The organism is Psychrobacter sp. 1Y1 (genome assembly GCF_051847395.2).
Classification (GTDB): domain Bacteria; phylum Pseudomonadota; class Gammaproteobacteria; order Pseudomonadales; family Moraxellaceae; genus Psychrobacter.
The window spans coordinates 1,840,368-1,858,575 of sequence record NZ_JBPYDF020000001.1 but is presented as its reverse complement, the minus strand read 5'-3'; the positions used below and the strand labels follow the sequence as shown (position 1 = coordinate 1,858,575).

The following is an 18,208-nucleotide window of genomic DNA, read 5'->3' as shown; positions in this document are numbered from 1 at the left end:
AGTTGAGTTACTATCAACACAATCAATTCATAATTGTTTGTGTATAACAGTGTTATATACTAGAATAACACTGTTATAATTGTCAAGACATAGTGAGAATCTAATGGGTGCCAGAACCAAAATACTAAACGCTGCATCTGAGCTTTTCTTAGAAGGGGGTGGGGACGCCTTGAGTGTACGCGCTATATCCAAGCGGGCAGGACTGTCCACCATCGGTATATACAGTCACTTCCAAGGTAAGCAAGGCATACTAGATGCGCTGTACATAGAAGGGTTTAATCTTGTCCGTGAAGCCATGGATGTCATTCCAGAGGGTAGAGCAAACAAAGAGCAAGTGCTAGAGGCGTGCCTAGGGTATCTTAATGTAGGCGAGAAATATGAAGCGCATTATCGGTTGATTTTTGGGGAGTCTGATGCAGGATATCAGCCCTCAACCGAGGCCATTGCAGCAAGAGACAGCGCGTTTTCAAAGTTGGTTCGGGTCGCAGGTTCTTATTTACCAGAAGATGCTAGCGTGACGCAACGTCGGCAAATAGCGTTAGATATCTGGGCAATCGTACATGGGTACGTCAGTATTAGTCACCATGTAGTGTTCGCTGATGAACTGGATCTAGATTGGAAGACGATGGCACTTCGTGTAGTTGGAGTACAGCTAGATGCCATAAAGTCTTCTTAATAATGATATTGGTATATTTGTGGCAGGTGATGCATGCTAGGCTGAGTTATTTCAATGTCTTAAGGTTTAAGGATAGCAAATTATGTTTGGCATCATAAAAGACTGGCGTGAACAGCGCATACTAGATAATAGTGAATTTAGCCATGCTGACTGGAAAAAGGCAGCCGAACGTATTGTCATATTGGATCGATTAAGTACCGATGAGCTATCACATCTGTTTGAGCTCGCAACATTATTTTTAGCTGATAAATCTATCACTGGTGCACAAGGTTTTGAGATTACCAATACTGTCAGACAATCGATTGCACTGCAAGCGTGTTTGCCGATCTTGAACTTAGGCCTTGATTGGTATGCTGGTTGGTCATCCATCATCATTTATCCTGGCTCGTACAAGAGTGCTAGCACCACGGTGGATGAGTTTGGTATCGTCCATGAGGGCACTCAGCACCGTAGCGGAGAAGCATGGCTGCGAGGGCCTGTCATTCTCTCATGGAAGGACGCTAAGTACTCAGGCGAACGTGACGGACACAACGTTGTCATTCATGAATTTGTACATAAGCTCGATATGATGAACGGCCGCGCCAATGGTTTTCCACCGATGCAACCTGATATAGATCCTGCAAACTGGACTCAGATTATGAGTCGCGATTTTGAAGATTTTCAAACACATCGCAAGTCAGGGCTTGATCGGTATGGCGCAACCAATCCTGCAGAATTTTTTGCCGTTCTCAGTGAAGTGTTTTTTGAGACCCCACAAAAGCTAGTTGATGCTTATCCGGATATTTATGAGATTATGGTGAAATTTTTTCGTCAGACGCCGTTATAAGTGATATTTATAGGGATGGTGATAGTAAGCTGTATTTAAGACAGCATAAGCATATTAGAATTAGGGAAGCTGAAATGACTAACGCTATAAGTGATAATGTGGCAAAAGCAGAAATCTATGAAAGTGCTGATGGAAAGGCGCAAGTAGATGTACGTTTCGAGCAGTAGACTGTCTGGCTGTCATAAGCACAAATGACTGAGTTGTTTGGTCGTGATCAATCAGTAATTTCTCGTCATATCGCCAATGCCATAAAAGATAAAGAAATCGCTGAAAAAAGCAATATACAAAAAATGCATATTGCAAATTCAAACCATCCGGTGATTTTTTATGACTTAGATGTGGTTATATCAGTAGGCTAACGAATCAAATCTCCTCAAGACGTGCAATTTAGGCGTTGGGCAACGCAGCGACTACGTAAATACTTAGTACAAGGCTATACGCTCAATCAACAGCGCTTCTATAAAAACTCAAGCGAGCTACAACAAGCGCTAAAATTAATCAAAAAAACCGCACAAAGTCCCGAGTTTAAAACTGACAAAGCTTGTCATTAAAAACCATACCAAAAACTATTTAACACAAGTTGCGATATATATATTTATTTGAATATATATGGCATTTATAACCAGATAGAGCAGCCAGTCAGTTTAAACAAGCCTTATAAAAGTTGTCGAGCAATCTTTCTCTACACCTTAAACCGTCCATTGATCATTAATGATAGCCACCAGATATCGCTTGCCTTGATACTCATCAAATACTAAGCGTAATACCCGCCAGTCCATACCATCATACTCATCCGTGCCTTTATAATAAAATTCTACAACATCTGATGTTTGGTATATATTTTTTAAGTTATTGATAGAATTACCATTATTTTTGAATTCATTAACATTGATGCTAGCATTATTGAACTTTTTGCCATCCACCCAAGTATCCAAATAAGTAGGCAACGGTGTGACCAAAAGATCGCCAGTACCGTCTTTTTCGCCCCAAGTAAACTGAATGTTGGACTGCTGTAAATACTGTGCAAATTGCCCGCGGCTAAAGACTTTATCTGACTCAGGCCGTACATAAGTGTACATCGAAAAACGAACACCACGTGTTGGATGGATATCATTAGTGATTCGAGAAAAATCCTTATTTGCCAGTGCGCGCTGTATACGTAACGCTTGCTGTCTAAGGGTTTGCTGGCTGATATCAGCATTACTAGGTGTTGATGAGCTACTGGTTGGCTGAGATACAATGGCTTCACTGGACTCAGAAGCAGACTGACAACCCGTCACAGCTAGCGTAAATAACAGAAGGCTGCTAGAGGCTAATGTCGCAGATTTTTCCTTAAAAAAAGTAGGTAATATCATCATAAAATCATCCTTAGCACAGTTATTAGCGAAAGAAACATCACTATAAATTGTCATGGGAACTGGTAAAAAATACCATAAAAGCACTATGTAATCGATATTTTGGTAAGTAAACCTGAATGATACGATAATACAGCAGAGTCCGAATATAGGTATGATGTAATAGTCAGTAACACTTATAGGATAAAAGCTCGCAGAGAATAAGATGCCAACATATAAATCGCTGACATTACTATTGACCATAGGACTGATGCCTGTCGGTCACGCTATAGCGGATGTATCAAAAGTAGATCAGAAACAAAATGCCATGGCTGATATAAAGATTGCGACTATCACGAAAATGTACCAACAAGATATTGATGACCAAGGTATGAGTAATCCTGTAGTGCTGCAGCAATATGCAGATGCTGACTTGCAAGCAGCCATGCAACTTGAGCAAGAATATTTTGATAAAACTCAGACGTCCTGCAATATAGATTACGATGTGCTTTGGAACTCGCAAGATCCTGACTATACGCAAGACAAGAAGTTTTCAATAACTGCTCAAGGATTGGTTCAGGTTAGCTTGGCACAAGGTAGCGATATTTATTATGAGCTGTCATGTGACGATAATGATAAAAATTGCCAAGTTGCAGATGTGGTTTTAGATCAGGATGACAAAACGTTACGTCAGCATTTGCTTGAAACTTGTCGTTAGTAAAAGTCTATAACTAATATCAAATCCGAGTTAAGGTATCAGAATGACATGGTATAAATGGTTTTTCGCCTAACTACTAAAACCGTTGGTTTGTTTTCGCATAATGTATATTATGTTAAATGAAGTCTATTAGATCGTAGGTTTAAGCCTTACTAACTATAGAATCATGACGATCATACATTTCTGATACTGCTAGGTATAAACATCCTACCAAACTATTTAGCTCTCACCGACTAACTCTGTCCTGTTAATTCAACCGAATCTTTTGGATGATAGTTCACGCTTGATCAGTTTTACTTCTAAACATCTCTGACAGGTATATTATTACGTCAATCATTTAACGTTTTATTAGACGTTAAGGTTTGAATGCTCTGTATGACTGGTTATTAATATTTTATGATTTGCGATAATACGAATGGCTACATCCAAACCCATCATTAGCTTTTTCTTCGATATGATCATGGCTATTCGTCTGCGATAGCTTATTTATTATCCGTGTCCACCGGCTAAGTCTTTAATATAGATATGCTAATAGCCTATTTTTGATAACCATCATTTGTATGGTTAGATATCTTCTAATATTGCCAAAATAGATTAAATTGCAAAAACTCAGCCAAACGATATAACTCCTTCGAATATTTCTAATCTTATCTAGCCTTCAAACGCTATACCCAAGTCATCACGTATAACCTTTTAAATTTAAATCATAGACAGACTGTTAAATCATTAGAACTGACGCTATTTATTCTTGCAGAATGATGAATTTTATCTACCTATAAACAGTAGCCCTCTATTTATTGTTACCAAGCTATTTTTAAGATGAATGAGCTATCTATTGATATTTTTTAATATATTCAGCCTTTCGTTATATATTTTCTATAAACCCCTCAAAATTGGTGCATTCTAAATTTGCACAGAACAGTACTATGACCCTGATTTTTATATTCTGTGCGAGTACAGGAGCATATGCTTTGTAGAAAATATGCTCAACTCCTTGCCGAATCAATCATGGAAACGATAATCGCATTTAACTATGTACCGAAATAACTGGTAGAAATGCCATGTAACCCTCTCAGCGTATGGCCTACTCACTATTTGGTCACTATGCTATAATTATCCCCAAGTGAACCTTGGGGATAATTACGTCTTAAAAACTATTATCTAAAAGGCTTTACTAACAACACTAACGAATACCAGTGTCCATGATAGTGTCCAATATTCTATGTTTTTCTACAGAATAGACTTTTTATAAGTCATCAATCATAAACCTATCATCAACCTTAATTATCATATTACGGATATACATTATGGCTATCGACACTGCAAACGATATCAACAAGCTCGAATACCGAGACCAAGATTATTCTGTCAGTATCTCAGGTGTGGCTGGCCTAAGTCTTCGTATTTATCCAAATGGTAAAAAGGAATACTACTTACGTTATTCCCATCCGCATATCGAGGGCAAACGACCTAGGATGATGTTGGGTAAGATTGAGGATGTCAGTCTCCATGAGGTTAAGTATAAAGCAGACACCATTCTTGATATGGTCGCCAAAGGTTCTGACCCAAAAGCTATCCAACAAAAAGAGCAAACCAATAAATATACTCATCTAAAAAACGCGCCATTTTCTGACATTGCTCAAGCATGGCGAGAACACAAAACAGCAGGTCGCAATCAAAGTAAATCTAAAAAACCGTCATACAGTGAGTCAACCCTCAAGTTTTGGGATTTATGTCTAGGATATATGTGCCAAGAAATTGGTGATTTAAGAATGGACGATATCACCAGTGAGATGATACTGAGTGTGTGTGAGTCTATCCAAAACAATGAAAATCAAGCAACTTTCGTTGGTGCAAGCACTCGTTTGTATACTGAAAAAGTGTTTTCATTCGCTGTTGCTCGAGGATTATGTGATAGAAATGTGGCGATTGATACCCGTGGTGAGCTTGCACCTGCCAATTCAGGCAATCACTTGCCAGCCATCACCAAACCAGATCAATTTGCGACTCTCTTAAAGGATATGTCCAATTTTAAAGGCGCAAGTAAGATCACATTAGAGGCAATGAACTTATTACCTTACGTGTTTGTACGTAGCATCGATCTACGCTCGATGCGTTGGGATGACATCGATTGGGACAATAATACATGGGCATTCTCCCCGACCAAAGGCGAAGGTCGTGACGATATGGTCTCGCACTTAGTTGTTCCCTTAGCCACGCAAGTAATTTCGCGATTACGAAACATTCAGTCAATTACTGGGCATAAAGAGCATGTATTTGCGTCGATGCGCGGTTCAAGCAATGCCTATATCAGTAAGGCGACGTTGGTGCAGATATTTCACCGACTTGGATATAAAGACGTGCAATGTGCGCATGGATTTCGAGCATCGGCTAAAACTTTGCTCATGGAACAGCCTGAGCTACGCTATTCTGACATCGTCACAGAGTTACAGCTAGGTCATCGAATCAAAGACACACATGGCGGGGCTTACAATAGACTTGATGAAATCGACACTAGGGTACAGATGATGCAAGATTGGGCAGATTATATAGATAATCTTCGGAGTCGTTAGAGAAATAATCTAAATAAGTTTTTTCTAATAACTGCTGAAAAACAGACTTCGCCATATATTAGTAATAGTGTCATAAAGGTTGATTAGCAAAAAAAGTTGTTATCAACATCAAGCAGGCCTCACCTATTTATGTTAAATTGCAAAAAACTATAAGGATATTATGTATCAGATAGCCATAGTATTGTATCCATTCATTTGATAGGAAGGTTGAAGATGACACTAGATAACAACGTACTACGTAAACGCACCAGCTTGTTAGGTTCATTGCTAGGCGATGCTATTTCTCGCCAATCTGGTGAACAAACGCTAGATACGATTGAGAAGCTACGTAAGGGATTTATTCAACAGCGTCGTGAGCCGAATGAGGCACACAAACAGCAGCTTATCGATTTTATTGCTTCTTTGGACAATCAAACCTTAAAAAATGTCATACGCGGCTTTTCTATCTATTTTTTCCTAGCCAATCTAAGTGAAGAGAATTATTTGCGTGAGCAGCGTCATGCGCAGCGTATGCAATCTGAGCAAAGCTGGGAAGGATCATTTCGTCGTACGTTGCTCGAGTGTCGTGAGCGCAATATCGAGCCTGCTCAAATGCAAGAGCTCATCGACCAGCTAAAGTTTACGCCTGTGTTTACCGCACATCCTACCGAAGCGCGTCGCCGTACAACGATGAATATCTTACAAAGTCTATTCACTCACAGCGATGCTTTAAATGACCTAACTGAAAACAGCTTTGCTTACGAGCAAGCCAAAGAGCAAACTGCACAAACGATTGATCTGTTATGGTCATCAGATGAAGTGCGCACTCGTAAGCCATTGGTATATGATGAAATTAACAATGGTCTACATTACTTTAATGCCAGTTTGTTCAATGCGATTCCTAAAGTATATCGTAATATCAAAAAAGCCATTGTCGATATCTATCCAGAGCTCACAGACTATCCACTACCCGCATTTATGAGCTTTGGCTCATGGATTGGCGGCGATAGAGATGGTAATCCTTTTGTGACTTTTGAGACCACAGAACTTGCTGTATTGATGCATGCTGATACCGTGCTGCGTCACTATCAAGTACTACTCAAAAAACTGCGCCGACAGCTGATTCATAGTGACACTATTGTCACCGTTTCACCTGACGTATATGCCAAAATCAAAAGTTATGATGAGCTCGATCAGCGAGTGTTCGACTATAACCTCGATGACTATGGCAATGAGCCATATCGTCGCCTGCTCTCTATCATTCTGACTAAAGTCAAAGCCACCAATCGCCGTATCCAAAGCAAAGGCACGGACATCGAAGCTGAAAAAGATGCCTATGCCAATCCAGAAGAATTACTAGAAGACCTGCGCATTATCCGTCAAAGTGTCAATACACACGATACAGCACACGCAGAAGGATTACTACTAGATGTCATTCGTTTGGTCAAAACTTGCGGCTTTCATTTGGCGGCGCTCGATATCCGTCAAGAGTCGTCATACCATGGCGAAGTGATTGCCGATATCTTTGCTAGTGCCTCCAACCTGCCTGATTATCAGACGTTAAGCGAAACCGAACGTCAAGAGTGGCTCACACGCTTGCTAGAAAAACCTGGCACGCCGCTCATTTATACTGACAACCTGACAGACAAAACGCGTGAGCAATTGTCACTGATGAATTCGGTCGCTACTCTACGCAAACTGGTGGGACAGGCTACTTTTGGTAGCTATGTGATCTCGATGACCAATAATGCTAGCCAGCTACTAGAAGTATTGCTGCTCATGCGGTTTGCAGGCTTATGCAGAATTGATGACGAAGGTCAGTTGTCTGCTGACCTACCTGTCGCACCGTTGTTTGAAACCATCGAAGATCTCAAAAATATCGATAAAATCTTGCCTGCCGTGTTAGACAATCCGCTGTATCGTGGACTGCTACAGAACACGGACAACACGCAAGAGATTATGCTAGGTTATTCAGACTCATCAAAAGACGGCGGTATTATCACCTCTGCTTGGCAGCTTTATAGTGCACAGCAAACCATTAATAACATTGCTGAGAAATATGGCATAAAAACACGCTTGTTCCATGGTCGTGGCGGTTCTGTGAGCCGTGGTGGTGGATCAACGCACAAAGCCATTGCGGCACAGCCAGCTGGCACGCTACATGGTCAGATTAAAGTAACTGAGCAAGGCGAAGTGCTCTATGCCAAGTATGCCAATACAGATACCGCTGTATTTGAGCTGACCATGGCGATCACAGGCACACTCAAAGCCTGCTCGACAAGGTTTGTGGTACAACCGACTGAGTTGCCAGAGTATGAAGCGCTGTTTGCACGCTTAGCAGACGCAGGTGAACAACGCTATCGCGAGCTGACCGATCATACCGAAGGGTTTTATAAATTCTACTCCGAGGTCACCCCAGTACAAGAGATCTCTCTGTTAAACATTGGCTCACGTCCTGCTCATCGCAAAAAAGGCCTACCAAGTAAGACCACCTTGCGAGCGATTCCTTGGGTATTTGGCTGGTCATTGGCACGCTTTACCCTACCTGCTTGGTATGGCGTTGGTAGTGCGCTAGATAGCGTCAAAAAAGACGAAGCATTGATGAAAGAGATGAATAAGCACTGGCCATTTTTCAGTGTGTTTATCAGTAATATCGAGATGGCTTTTACCAAAGCCAATATGAATATTGCCGAGGCTTATAGCCAACTATGTGATGATGAGCCGTTACGCGAAAAAATCATGACAGCGGTCACCGATGAATACATGCTGACCAATTCAGGATTAAACTCTCTGCTTGAGCAAGATTCTTTATTGTCCAATCAGCAGAATCTTGCTTCATCCCTGCAGTGGCGAGACGCTTATCTAGATCCTATTAACTATATCCAGATTGAACTGTTAAAGCGTGCCAGACAACAGGACACCCTGAACGATGCGGCACATGACGACCTTAATGTAGAAGACCCATTAATCCGTAGTATCAATGCATTGGCAGCGGGTTTACGTAATACTGGTTAGGGTAGCTTTTCGATAAGTAGCTTTCGGATAAATAAAAAGCTTATACCAATTGTCGCAAATATTAAGGCTTCGTTTGCGAAGCCTTAATATTATTCAAAACCCTTCAAAAAATATCTCGCCAGATATCAATCGCAGTTTAGTACTGCGTTGATTGATATTGCCTATTAGGTGAATTGACCACATCCCCATGTATGACCAGCAGAGCATCATGACCAGTGACAGCGCTTTATATGAGTGGATGAGTGCGCTGGATAAATATGGGCTTACTATCATTGATAATATGCCAGATGACGCTGATGCGGGTGTGCAGACAGCCATGCGAGTCGACTATTTACGGCAGACTAATTTCGGTATGACCTTTGATGTGATATCAGAAAAATCGCCGATTAATTTGGCTTATACGTCACTCTCATTACCTTTGCATACCGACTTGCCAAATCAGGAGTTGCCTCCAGGCTATCAATTTTTGCATTTTTTGAGTAATGAAAGCATAGGTGGCGAATCTACTTTCGTAGATGGGTTAAAGGTGTTAGAAGGGTTACGAAAAGAGCAGCCTGAGTATTTTCGCTTGCTTGCCGAATATGCCATCCCCTTTCGTTTTCATGACAGCGCCCATGATATCCGTGAGCACCACCCCGTCATCAATCTAGACAACTTTGGCAATATTGTGGAAATCAAATACAACGCGCATCTTGCAGATGTTTTTGATTTGCCGAGCGATATTATGTACGACTACTACCTTGCTTATCGAGAGCTGATGGCTTGATTAAAAGACAGTCGCTATAAGATTGAGTTAAAGCTAGCGGCTGGTCAAATGGTCGTTTTTGATAACCGCCGAGTCCTACATGGGCGTAACGCATTTGATGAAAACGTCGGTGAGCGTCGTCTCAAAGGCTGTTATGTTGACCGCTCAGAATTTAAAAGTCGCTTAAGAACGCTTAAAAAGCAACTGGCTTAACACGACCTGCAAGCTAACGGATGCTGTGATTGTAATATAAATAGCAAGAGCAACAGCATCAGTACTTGGCCTCGGTGTCTGTTGATGACTCTAAGCTGCTTCCCTTCATGTTCCCTTATGAAAAATACAAGCGCTCTATCAAGCAGATGTACGACCTTTCACAAATAACACCACGCTAAAGCATGGAGCACTGAGCCCACAAAAAAAGCCCCATTTCTCCTCTCTAAACATGAGAGAAGAGAAATGGGGCTTAATATTATTCACTTACTGACTTATAGTTATCATAATCTTATAGTGCTAATAGCAGCCCTAATAACTGGATTCACGATATAAGGTTTTATGTGCTTCTATTCTAAAGTCTTCAGCGCTGACAGCAGGCGTTATACCATGTGCACTGTACTTGGCTTGTATGATCTTTTCTTCCTCACGGAATAGCACATTTTGCGCTTCTTGCTTGAAGTCATGATAGCTAATGACAGTGTCATCTTCATGACCGTCAATAACTATAGGTCTGCTAGGCTGGTTTTGGCTATTCGAATGCTGCTGTGCAGCCTGATTAGCATTAGCCTCTTTAGTAATGTTGCTGACTGTTAAACCGTTATTAGTCGTCGACGCTTGAGATAGCGTGGAAGAGATACGGTTAGACATATAGAAGGCGGATATTAGAACAATACAGATGACACTGATAATAGCAAAAACAAGACTACGAGGTCTGATGCTTTTTGGCTCGATATCATTATTCACGTTTTCTGATTCATTCATAGTTACGTACCATCTAATTTATATCATCAACGGCAAACAACTGTGCCTTTTACATAATGATACGAATTTTATATTGTATTGCAACAATTTCTAGTACGAACGTCTCGAATAAATTGATAGGCGGTTATTTAACTGTTTGAAATGGTATAAAACATAGCCCCTTTAATCATTGGTTTCGCGGTACAAGGTAGTCTGCGACTCTTGTCTAAAGTCCTCATAAGTTATGGCAGCTTCCTCAGTAGCTATAACAGTGGCATCATCTTCTGGTGTAGGATCTTTAGAAGTTGACTCTGACTCATTAGCAGCTGGCAGGTCCTGTCTATTGTTGTCCAAAGCATCTTGCTGAGTAGTGGCTGGTTGCGTACTTACAGTACTTACAGGGTCAACGCCATCCGTAGTTGTTTGACTGTCAGTAGACAGTACTGGATCAGCACTAACAGCTGGTGTACTGTCTATCTCTACATTACCATCAGTGCTGTTGTCTATACTATCAACCGCAGAAGTAGATAAGACTCCTGAAAATACAAGCATTAATGCAATAGCAACCAATACGATTAAACCAATCGCCATAGCCATCATGAGAGATTTCTTGCTTTTGATCACTTTATTGTCTATGACTGGCTCTTCGATAACTGATTCAGACACATTCTCTATGTTTAAAGAGACGTCTAAAGAATCATCAACCGATATCTCATTTATGTTAGATTCACTATAGTCAATCGTAGAGGATGACTCTGTTTGATTGCTACTATCCATATTGTTGCGATCTATATATTCTGAGGCTTCTGTATCTGAACTGACATCATTGACATCGATACTAATGCTGTCGCTATCGTTAGCGATATTCAGCACATTATTTTCAGATATATTTTCAAATACTACATTTGTATCTGAAGCTTCAGAGGTAGTGTTTGCTGCTGTAGCATTTTCTGTTTCTAGCAATAATTCTTGCTCACTGCTTTGATCTTCAAACAGTTGCAACTCTTCTGTGCTCAAAGGTTCGAAAGCGGCAAGGTTCTTTGCACTCTCTAGTGTTTCAAATTCAGCCTGATCGTTCTCTTCAGAACCATGAACTCGATTAATAAAGCGTTCATAGATGTCGTTGTTATTACGCTTACGCGACTTTTGGTCAATAATTCTAGCCAATTTTTCATCAAAATCGGTGCCAGCGTCTTTTTTTTCGTCGCTCATAGAATAATACCAAACCAGTTTTTTCTACTGGTGTTAAATGATTGCTAGAATGAATTTTCTTACTATAGTGTAACAGTGTTATTAGCCACCAATATAGTTGCTCAACCTATTATCTTCAAGCACAATTTATGGGATAACGCTAATATTGATAAGAACTATTCTAAATAATATGATAAATCAACCTTAAGAACTGTTCTATGTAGAGATAGCATAGACTATGACAGGCTCAATAGTATGGATTTAAAACAGCTCAATGCATTTATCGCGGTTGCCGACTTGCGCAGCTTTAGCGCTGCCGCCACCAAAACAGGACTGTCACAGCCGAGCCTGAGTCGCTTGCTAAAACAGTTAGAGACTGACATGGGCGTGGTGCTTATTGATCGCTACCACAGACCACTACATCTGACTGAAGCGGGTAGTTTTTTCTACGATAAAATAAGCACCATACTGACCGAGATTGATACGGTGACCAGTATGACTCAGCGTCTATCAGCACCAAGCAGCGTTTTAAATATAGGTTTTGTGCCCTCAGTGCTATATGGCCTACTGCCTGAAATCATTGCCACGCTTAAACAGTTCAGCCCTGATATCGATGTTAATTTAAAAGACATTAGCTCATATCAACAAATGGATGCCCTGAAGTCTGGTGAGATTGATATTGGTTTTGGCCGATTTGCCCATCAAGACCCATGGATTCAGCAGATTCTGCTACGTCATGAACGCTACGTGGTGGCATTGCCAAAATCACATCCGCTTGCCAATGTACGTAAGCAGCGCTTGATAGACCTAGCGAACAATCGCTTAATTTTATATCATCAAACACATTTGCCAGTATCGTCCACGGTGACGACAGAGGTAGTGACCCAAGCGAACGATAAGCTGTCTACAAATAGAGTCAACCGTGCTGCTACTCATGAAGCAGCGTCTAGCGATCCTATTACTGAGCCTTTACTACATCTATTTGCCCAGTATGGCATCTCACCTTTCATGACCACGACAGTCAGCGATTTGCAGGTCGCATTGGGGCTGGTCGCGGCAGGCGAAGGCATTACATTGGTGCCTGCCAGCCTGCAAACCGTACGTACGGAACAGATCATCTACCAACGTTTGGTTCATGAAAATGTCACCTCCCCTATTTATTTACACACCCTCAAAGACTTTGTACACCCAAAAATACCTGACTTGCTCACAGCCATTTATCACGTCTACGAACAGCGCGGCATCACTTATCGGCAGCAAAATTTTGTGTCACAGGCCTAAATGGGCAGATATCCGTTGAATATTGTGTTATAAAGAACCGCCAAAAATAATTCATTTTAAATATTGATATTATTTTATAAGTATGCTAACTAACAAGAATAGCAATGCAAACAAATAGTAATAATAACTAGAATAATCATTCTCCTAGACAGTGTTGGTGTGATAAAGTCGATACGATGTAAATCGTTTTATATTTAGGCGATTTATAGGACGTTCTTTTCTGATCATTGGCAAGCTGACACAGGTAAGTGATAATTTGCTGTTTTAACCATTTCGAGGTATTCATGTCCACACAACAACTCAATAACCCAAGCGCCCCTGACGATAGCGTTGCCTCGCAACAAGAGGGCTTTAGCTGGCGCATCTTTGGCCCAGGTATTTTGATGGCGACTGCTGCCATTGGTGGCTCACATCTGATTTCATCAACACAGGCCGGTGCTATCTATGGCTGGCAGTTGGCTATTATGATTGTATTGGCCAACGTGTTTAAGTATCCGTTTTTTCGATTCGCAACCGATTATGTTTATGATACGGGCGAGAGTTTGATTGCAGGCTATGCCAAACGCTCAAAGGTATATCTTTGGGTGTATTTCATTCTATCTATCTTGTCAGCCGTTATTAGTACGGGTGCGGTCTCACTCATTGCCGCTGTGATCTTAGGCTTTATGCTACCCGCCTCATTCGGTCTGTCGACGATGGCGTTATCTCTCATTATCGTCGCGGTCTCTTGGTTCTTTTTGATTGCAGGGCATTATAAATTGCTCGATGGCGTGACCAAGTGGATTATGATTGCGCTTACCACAGCAACGGTAGCAGCGGTCGTTATTGCCGCTGGTAAGCCAACGGTTATGGCAGTAGATTTTGTTGCCGCCTCTCCTTGGAACCTAGCCACGTTGGGCTTCATCGTAGCACTCATGGGCTGGATGCCAGCACCGCTAGAGTTTGCAGCGATTACCTCTATGTGGACCTCTGCCAAAGTCAAAGCAGATCACACCACGCATAGCCAAGGCTTGTTAGATTTTAATGTTGGCTATGCAGTCTCAGCGATATTGGCGTTGTTCTTCTTATCGTTAGGTGTGTTTGTCCAGTACGGATCAGGACAAGAGATTGAATTGGTCGGCGGTGCTTATATCAACCAGTTGATCAATATGTATACCGCAACCATTGGTGAATGGTCGAGACTGCTGGTCGCTTTCGTCGCCTTTATGTGTATGTTCGGCACGACCATTACCTGTGCTGATGGCTATGGACGCGCTAATGCTGAATGCTGGCGCCTGCTAAAAGGTGAAAGCGAAATCAATAAAAAGCAGATCGCTTTTTGGACGACCTATGCCATCGGTGGTGGTCTAGTAATTATCACTTTCTTCACAGGACAATTAGGCGCTATGCTTAAGTTTGCCATGATATCGGCGTTCGTCTCTGCGCCTATTTTTGGTTGGTTAAACTACTCATTGGTTAAAAAGCATAAGAAACTGTCAGCAGGTATGAACGCCCTGTCTATCGCAGGCTTGATATTCTTAGCAGGTTTCGCGTTATTGTTCTTGGCCAATATGGCAGGTTTATTTGCTTAACCTTTGATTAATATAAGACTCATTGCTTAATCATTCTATTTGAATGGAATAAAGCCCTAATAGCCTAGCTGTTGGGGCTTTTTGATGATTGTCGTTAAATTAATAAAACAGTAATCATGAAGTAGCAAACTTAGTAATTGTAACTAAATGTAAAAAATAGAAGGTTTTAAAAGCTGTAATTTTAAGCAATATGAATACTTATCATAGGAAATTACCAATAACTGCATAATGCTATTTGAATTATAAATACTATTAAATATACTACATTTAATTATTATTTAAATTAAATATTAATTAAGAACCCAAACTTTTCAGGCATGAATAATTGAGTATAATCAGATACAACAATTAGAATATTTTCCCTCTAAGTAAGGATCACCATATGACTTCATCTTCAGCAGGCGCGCGCTTTCGCAGTGCCCTCACTCAAAAAAATGATAACAACCAACCATTACAGATTGCAGGCGCTATCAATGCCTATACAGCGATGATGGCGACCCAAGTTGGTCATCAAGCGTTGTACCTCTCTGGTGCTGGCGTGGCCAATGCCTCATTTGGTTTGCCTGATCTAGGTATGACCAGCCTTGATAACGTACTAGAAGATGCACGCCGTATTACTGATGCAGTCGATACCCCGCTGCTTGTCGATATCGATACGGGCTTTGGTGGCGCGTTTAACATCGCTCAAACCATCAGAAAGATGGAAAAAGCAGGCGTCGCGGCAGTACATATCGAAGATCAAGTGGCACAAAAACGTTGTGGTCATCGCCCTAATAAAGAAATCGTTAGTATCTCAGAGATGGTTGATCGTCTAAAAGCGGCATTGGATGCCAAGACTGACCCTGACTTTGTAGTGATGGCTCGTACAGACGCCCTGTCAGTAGAAGGTCTGGATGCTGCTGTTGAACGTGCCGTTGCCTTCCAAGAAGCGGGTGCAGACATGATCTTTGCAGAAGCGCTAACCGATATCGAGATGTATCGTAAGTTCACTGATGTACTCGATATTCCAGTACTGGCAAACATGACAGAGTTTGGTCAGACAGATCTATATACCACTGATCAGTTGTATAGTGTGGGTGTCGAGATGGTGCTATATCCACTATCCGCTTTCCGCGCTATGAACAAAGCGGCATTGAACGTTTATCAGCATTTATTAGATGATGGCACTCAAGACAAAGTCGTCGATACTATGCAGACCCGTATGGAGCTCTACGATTTCTTGAATTATCATGAGTTTGAGCAGACACTAGACAAGCTATTTGCTGATAATAAGTAGTTAATAACTAATAACTGCCAAGTAGCAACGCCGAAACGATAAACCACCTCTGTGTGCTTTATCGTTTCAAAATCCGTCTTTATTTACCTTTAGGTTATTTATGTCATTTTTTACTGCTCATACGGTTGTCAAATCCTCACTACTTAGTAGCACGCTTGCGGCGCTGTTATTCATGACAGGCTGTGATAAAACACCAGAAACCGTTGACGATACTACCAGTGATACGAGCGAGACTGTGGTTAGCGAAAGCGAAGCTGCACCTTCAGAGACTGATGCTCAAAATGACTTGATCATGACGACGATTACATTAGATACCGTCAACAGCCTATTGTTTGCACCAATTATCAATAGCGGCGCGCTCAGTGAAGAGCAAGTCAGCTGCCTCGAGTCACGTGACAAAGACTTGGGTAAAGCGGAAGTCGATCGTTTTTATAAGAGTCAGTTTACTGATGCAGAGTTAAAAGAATTAGATGACTTTTATACGTCGGATGTGGGTAAAAAACTGCTTGCTTTTGGCAATGAGCAATTGCGTGTCATGAATGGCGAAGAAGTAGCAACGCCAATGGCTGACCCTACCCCAGAAGAAATGACTGAGATTCAGACATTTATGGAGTCACCACTGGGTGCCAAATATATGAAGATCAATAACGCAGAAGGCGAAGGCAGTGCAATGGAAGTCTTAAATGGCCCTATTGAAGCTGAATTTGAGCGTTGTAACGTCGATTTAGACGGTCCACAGCCTGAACAGCCTGCGTAACGCTAGACTGGCGCTATAGTCAGTCATTAACCAATAAATTTATTATCAGAAACACCGTTTTCACTCAAAAAAGCTACCAACAAAAGGAATGTAAACATGGCAGCACAGAAAGAACTTTCAGGCGCAGGTCTACGTGGACAAGTCGCTGGTAAAACCTCTCTATCTACCGTTGGCAAATCAGGCTCTGGTCTGACCTATCGCGGTTATGATGTATCAGAGCTGGCAGATAAGTGTATTTTTGAAGAAGTGGCGTATTTACTGCTATATGGCAACTTGCCTACTCAAAGCGAGCTTGATGCCTATCAAGCCAAACTCAAAAGCTTGCGTGGCTTACCACAAGCATTAAAAGACGTACTTGAACGTATCCCAGCTGATGCGCATCCAATGGACGTGCTACGTACGGGCTGCTCTATGCTTGGCAACCTTGAGACCGAAACTGATTTTGCTCAGCAAAACGATCAAACTGACCGTATGCTAGCGGCCTTTCCATCGATTATCAACTATTGGTATCGTTTTACCCACGATAATGTACGTATCGAGACCGATACAGATGATGCCACGATTGGCGGTCATTTCTTGCATTTACTCAAAGGCGAAAAACCAAACGAGCTACACGAAAAAGTAATGAACGTCTCGCTTATCCTTTATGCAGAGCATGAGTTTAACGCGTCGACCTTTACCGCTCGTGTGTGTGCATCTACCTTATCTGATATTCATTCTTGTATCACTGGTGCAATCGGTTCACTACGCGGTCCATTGCATGGCGGAGCGAATGAAGCAGCGATGGATATGATTGAAGGTTTTAGTTCACCTGATGAGGCTGAAGAAGAAATGATGGGTATGCTGGCTCGTAAAGACAAAATTATGGGCTTTGGTCACGCAATCTATAGCGAATCAGATCCGCGTAACGTGGTGATTAAAGGCTGGGCTGAGAAGCTGGCTGCTGATGTTGGTGATGAAGTGTTATACCCCGTCTCGGTACGCTGTGAAGAAGTGATGTGGCGTGAGAAGAAACTGTTTTGTAATGCTGACTTTTTCCATGCATCTGCCTATCACTTCATGGGTATCCCGACCAAGCTATTCACACCAATCTTTGTCTGCTCACGTTTGACTGGTTGGGCTGCTCACGTGTTTGAGCAACGTGCTAATAACCGTATCATTCGCCCAAGCGCAGAATACACTGGTGAAGATCTGCGTCCAGTACCAGATATGAGTGCTCGTTAAACGGCTGTTATTTATCAATTATTAAGATGATTTTTGCTAAGTAATCTTATCAGCTAGCGGCAGTGCTAGCTGATACAGGTATGATGAT

At 41.6% G+C, this 18,208-nt stretch carries 15 protein-coding genes and 1 pseudogene; 13 read left to right on the top strand and 3 right to left on the bottom strand.

Annotation, left to right across the window (positions count from 1 at the left end; translation table 11 throughout):
- Window positions 1–103 precede the first annotated feature (103 nt).
- The 4 genes from ACS8FA_RS21700 (at window position 104) to rhuM (ending at window position 2,053) form a co-directional block, all read left to right on the top strand.
- The gene (locus tag ACS8FA_RS21700) at window positions 104–676 is read left to right on the top strand and encodes a TetR/AcrR family transcriptional regulator (RefSeq protein ID WP_424510233.1); all 573 of its coding nucleotides are present in this window, start codon (window positions 104–106) and stop codon (window positions 674–676) included.
- A gap of 82 nt (window positions 677–758) precedes the next feature.
- A complete protein-coding gene (locus ACS8FA_RS21695) occupies window positions 759–1,502 on the top strand; it encodes a M90 family metallopeptidase (RefSeq protein ID WP_424510234.1) in 744 nt (247 codons plus the stop codon).
- A 191-nt stretch (window positions 1,503–1,693) separates the two neighbouring features.
- Window positions 1,694–1,861 (top strand): virulence RhuM family protein, encoded by a 168-nt coding sequence (locus ACS8FA_RS21690; RefSeq protein WP_439265549.1) that lies wholly within the window; start codon window positions 1,694–1,696, stop codon window positions 1,859–1,861.
- A gap of 3 nt (window positions 1,862–1,864) precedes the next feature.
- A complete protein-coding gene (rhuM, locus tag ACS8FA_RS21685) occupies window positions 1,865–2,053 on the top strand; it encodes a RhuM family protein (protein ID WP_439265580.1) in 189 nt (62 codons plus the stop codon).
- A 138-nt stretch (window positions 2,054–2,191) separates the two neighbouring features.
- Here rhuM and ACS8FA_RS21680 read toward each other — a convergent pair whose 3' ends face one another.
- The gene (locus tag ACS8FA_RS21680) at window positions 2,192–2,860 is read right to left on the bottom strand and encodes a hypothetical protein (protein ID WP_439265547.1); all 669 of its coding nucleotides are present in this window, start codon (window positions 2,858–2,860) and stop codon (window positions 2,192–2,194) included.
- Between the two features lie 202 nt (window positions 2,861–3,062).
- Here ACS8FA_RS21680 and ACS8FA_RS21675 point away from each other — a divergent pair, with 202 nt between their 5' ends.
- The 4 genes and pseudogenes from ACS8FA_RS21675 to ACS8FA_RS21660 all read left to right on the top strand — a co-directional run bounded on the left by ACS8FA_RS21675 (window position 3,063) and on the right by ACS8FA_RS21660 (window position 10,079).
- A complete protein-coding gene (locus ACS8FA_RS21675; RefSeq protein ID WP_439265545.1) occupies window positions 3,063–3,554 on the top strand; it encodes a hypothetical protein in 492 nt (163 codons plus the stop codon).
- Between the two features lie 1,307 nt (window positions 3,555–4,861).
- Entirely contained in the window at window positions 4,862–6,127 is a 1,266-nt protein-coding gene (locus tag ACS8FA_RS21670; RefSeq protein WP_439265544.1) for a tyrosine-type recombinase/integrase, read from the top strand.
- 213 nt (window positions 6,128–6,340) lie between these two features.
- Window positions 6,341–9,121 (top strand): phosphoenolpyruvate carboxylase, encoded by a 2,781-nt coding sequence (gene ppc / locus ACS8FA_RS21665; protein ID WP_439265542.1) that lies wholly within the window; start codon window positions 6,341–6,343, stop codon window positions 9,119–9,121.
- 187 nt (window positions 9,122–9,308) lie between these two features.
- A pseudogene (locus ACS8FA_RS21660) lies at window positions 9,309–10,079 on the top strand (TauD/TfdA family dioxygenase).
- Window positions 10,080–10,388: 309 nt separating this feature from the next.
- Here the strand turns inward: ACS8FA_RS21660 and ACS8FA_RS21655 are convergent.
- Window positions 10,389–10,841 carry a hypothetical protein gene (locus tag ACS8FA_RS21655; protein WP_439265540.1) on the bottom strand — a complete coding sequence of 151 codons (453 nt, stop codon included), beginning with the start codon at window positions 10,839–10,841 and terminating at the stop codon, window positions 10,389–10,391.
- Window positions 10,842–11,003: 162 nt separating this feature from the next.
- A complete protein-coding gene (locus ACS8FA_RS21650; RefSeq protein ID WP_439265539.1) occupies window positions 11,004–12,032 on the bottom strand; it encodes a hypothetical protein in 1,029 nt (342 codons plus the stop codon).
- Between the two features lie 234 nt (window positions 12,033–12,266).
- Here ACS8FA_RS21650 and ACS8FA_RS21645 point away from each other — a divergent pair, with 234 nt between their 5' ends.
- From ACS8FA_RS21645 to prpC, 5 genes are all read left to right on the top strand, one after another.
- Window positions 12,267–13,292 (top strand): LysR family transcriptional regulator, encoded by a 1,026-nt coding sequence (locus ACS8FA_RS21645; protein WP_439265537.1) that lies wholly within the window; start codon window positions 12,267–12,269, stop codon window positions 13,290–13,292.
- A gap of 284 nt (window positions 13,293–13,576) precedes the next feature.
- Entirely contained in the window at window positions 13,577–14,863 is a 1,287-nt protein-coding gene (locus tag ACS8FA_RS21640; protein ID WP_371547042.1) for an NRAMP family divalent metal transporter, read from the top strand.
- Between the two features lie 382 nt (window positions 14,864–15,245).
- Window positions 15,246–16,139 carry a methylisocitrate lyase gene (gene prpB / locus ACS8FA_RS21635; protein ID WP_114700000.1) on the top strand — a complete coding sequence of 298 codons (894 nt, stop codon included), beginning with the start codon at window positions 15,246–15,248 and terminating at the stop codon, window positions 16,137–16,139.
- Between the two features lie 100 nt (window positions 16,140–16,239).
- Window positions 16,240–16,896 (top strand): DUF2059 domain-containing protein, encoded by a 657-nt coding sequence (locus tag ACS8FA_RS21630; RefSeq protein ID WP_439265535.1) that lies wholly within the window; start codon window positions 16,240–16,242, stop codon window positions 16,894–16,896.
- Between the two features lie 96 nt (window positions 16,897–16,992).
- The gene (gene prpC / locus ACS8FA_RS21625) at window positions 16,993–18,120 is read left to right on the top strand and encodes a bifunctional 2-methylcitrate synthase/citrate synthase (protein WP_298809825.1); all 1,128 of its coding nucleotides are present in this window, start codon (window positions 16,993–16,995) and stop codon (window positions 18,118–18,120) included.
- Window positions 18,121–18,208 lie beyond the last annotated feature (88 nt).